At 68.1% G+C, this 2,689-nt stretch carries 2 protein-coding genes and 1 pseudogene; all 3 read right to left on the bottom strand.

Annotated elements, in window-relative coordinates; translation table 11 throughout:
• A partial coding sequence (locus BG35_RS12245) for a TrmH family RNA methyltransferase (protein WP_025782531.1) occupies nt 1–995 on the bottom strand: 995 nt, incomplete at its 3' end.
• Between the two features lie 3 nt (nt 996–998).
• Nucleotides 999–2,162: a glutamine-hydrolyzing carbamoyl-phosphate synthase small subunit gene (carA, locus tag BG35_RS0108810; RefSeq protein WP_025782530.1), complete on the bottom strand. Its 1,164-nt coding sequence runs from the start codon at nt 2,160–2,162 to the stop codon at nt 999–1,001.
• A pseudogene (locus BG35_RS0108805) lies at nt 2,159–2,689 on the bottom strand (anthranilate phosphoribosyltransferase); the annotation flags it as partial. The gene carA and the pseudogene BG35_RS0108805, both read right to left, overlap by 4 nt.

The raw sequence follows: 2,689 nt of genomic DNA, 5'->3' as shown, positions 1-2,689 counted from the left end.
AGTCCGGTGTCCTCGGATCCCACCACCACCACAAGGGGTTCTCCCGCCGGGATCTCGACGACGCACTGCCCCCCTTCTCCGGCCAGGCCCACAATGGTGTAGCCCGCGTCCCGCAATTGCTCCAGGGAGCGGTTGAGGTTCACCACCCGGGCCACGGGCAGATGCTCCAAGGCGCCGGCAGCCACCTTGGCAACACTGCCGGTGAGGCCGGCGTTGCGCCGCTGGGGCGCCACCAGACCATGGCCGCCAAAGGCTTCCGCACTGCGGGCAATGGCCCCCAGATTGTGGGGATCGGTGATGCCGTCCACCGCCACCAGCAGGGGGGCTTCCCGGCTCTGCTCACAGCGCCCCAGCAGGTCTTTGAGAGTCACGCTACTGGCGGCGGCGGTTTGCAGCACGATGCCCTGGTGAACCGCGCCGCCACAAAGCTGCGCCAGGCGGGCCCAACTCACATCCTCCACCACCACTCCCGCCGCCTTGGCCTCCCGCAGCACCTCCATGAAGCGGGTGCTGAAGCGCAACTCCCCCGTACACCAGACCCGGTGAACAGGGCGCTCACTGTGGAGGACAGCCTCGGCGGCATGGCGCCCCCACACCAGGTCCCCAGGGGGTGGGGCTGTCTCCGTCAAGGGGAAGGACTCGCCACCGGGGGCGGAACCATGGCGCTCCCGCTCCTGCTCCCCCCATCCCCCACGGCTGGGGCGCCGCGGGCCACCCGGCTTCTGATCCCAGCGGGGACGGCGCTCCCAACGGGGACGACCACCGCGATGGCCAACCATGCCGTCATCACCACCCCGCCGCCGTGGCCGTTCCCGCGACCAACTTTCCTTCTCGGGCCGTTTCTCCGGAGATTTCTCCGGGCGCCACTGACGGCGCCCGTTCAGACGCTGGTCCGACTCCCGCCGGGGGCGCCGGTCGCCAGGCCCTTGACGGGGAAAACCCTTACGTCCCTTGGGATGTCCTTGGGAACCACGAAATGGGGCAGGTGGCGTCATGAATCAGCACTTGGGAGAAGAATGGTCACTCCGGGATTGTTGGCGACGCCTCTCCATGAACCGGGTGAAGCGGGCGAAGTGGTGGTCCGCGTCATGGGGACCGGGGCTGGCCTCAGGGTGATACTGAATCCCGAAGATGGGCCGCCCCTCCAATTCCAGGCCAGCTACTGTACAGTCATTCAGGTTGAGCCTGTGGACTTGCACCCCGTCGGGCAAGGTGTCGGGGTCTACGGCAAAGCCGTGGTTCTGGCTGGTGATCTCCACCCGTCCCGCCGCCCCACAGGGATGATTGAGACCCCGGTGACCATAGGCGAGCTTGAAGGTTTTGGCGCCAAGGGCCAGAGCAATGATCTGGCAGCCCAGGCAAATCCCGAAAACAGGCCGCTCCTGCTGCAACAGACGGCGGGCGAGGGCAATGCCGCCATGCACCGCGGCCGGGTCGCCAGGGCCGTTGGACAGGAAAATCCCTTCCGGCCCATGGGCCATCACCTGGTCATAGTCCGCGGTGGCGGGCAGTACGGTCACGTCGCAGCCATGGCTGTTGAGGCGCTGCAGAATGCCCCGCTTGATGCCAAAGTCAATGGCCACCACCCGGTAGCCGGCCCCATGGGCGGGCTGAAGACGGGGGTCCAGCACCCCATCGGCGGCCCGCTGCCACTGGTAGGCCACAGGGGTGCTGACGGTGGTGGCCAGATCCAGCCCTTCCATGGCGGGGGCCGTGCGCACGGCTTGCAGCAGCGCCGCTGCGGAGGCGCCATCCCAGCTTACGGCCCCGTTCATGGGACCCTGCTCCCGTAGGCGGCGCACCAGCGCCCGGGTGTCCAGGCCGCGAATTCCCACCATGCCGTGGCGCCGCAGCCAATCCGCCAGGGTATGGCGCTGGCGCCAGTTGCTGGCCACGGGGGCCACTTCACGGCAGATCACCCCCCGGGCGGCGGGCCGCTCCGACTCATGATCCTGATCGTTGATGCCCGTATTGCCCAGTTCGGGATAGGTGAAGGTGATGAGCTGTCCCTTGTAGCTGGGGTCGGTGATCACCTCCTGATAGCCGGTCATACCGGTGTTGAACACCACCTCGCCAATGGCGGTGGTCCGTGCTCCGAAGCCCCAGCCCTCCATCACCCAGCCATCCGCCAGCACCAGCAGGGCGTCCCGTTGATGGTTCATGGGGTAGCCAACGCCTGGACCAGTGCTTGCAAAGTCTGCCAGGGCGCGCCACTGGCCAGCACGCCAAGGGCCTGGGTCACGCCGTCCTCCAGGCTGGCGCAGCGCTCCGCCGCCAGCAGGGCCAGGCCGGTGTTGAGGGCCACCACCTGCTGCTGGGCCAGGCTGCCCCGCCCCTGCAGCACATGACGCAGCAGGTGGGCGCTATGGGCAAGATCCCCCCCTGCCAGGGCGGTGAGGGGCGCAGGCTCCAACCCCAGCCGGAGGGGATCCACAGTCTCCTCCACAATGTCGTGCGACCCTGACTCCGTTCTCGCCACATGAACCAGGGCGCTGGGGCCGCTCAGGTCCGCCTCGTCCAGCCCCCCATGGCCGTGGACCACAACGGCGCGCCGTACCCCCAGTTGGGCCAGGGCCGCGGCCATGGGGTTCAACAGGCCGGCATCCGCAACCCCCAGCACCTGATAGGCGGGTTTGAGGGGATTCACCAACGGTCCCAGGAGGTTAAACACGGTGCGCACCCCCAGGCT

Origin of the sequence: Candidatus Synechococcus spongiarum SH4 (assembly GCF_000586015.1) — a bacterium.
In the GTDB taxonomy this organism is placed as follows: domain Bacteria; phylum Cyanobacteriota; class Cyanobacteriia; order PCC-6307; family Cyanobiaceae; genus Synechococcus_B; species Synechococcus_B spongiarum_F.
Note: the sequence above shows the minus strand (reverse complement) of the source record. Positions and strands in the feature narration are given on the sequence as shown.

What these genes read in the sequence shown, in the direction of transcription:
- carA (WP_025782530.1), bottom strand. Translation starts at nt 2,162, where the DNA reads ATGAACCATCAACGGGACGCCCTGCTGGTGCTGGCGGATGGCTGGGTG.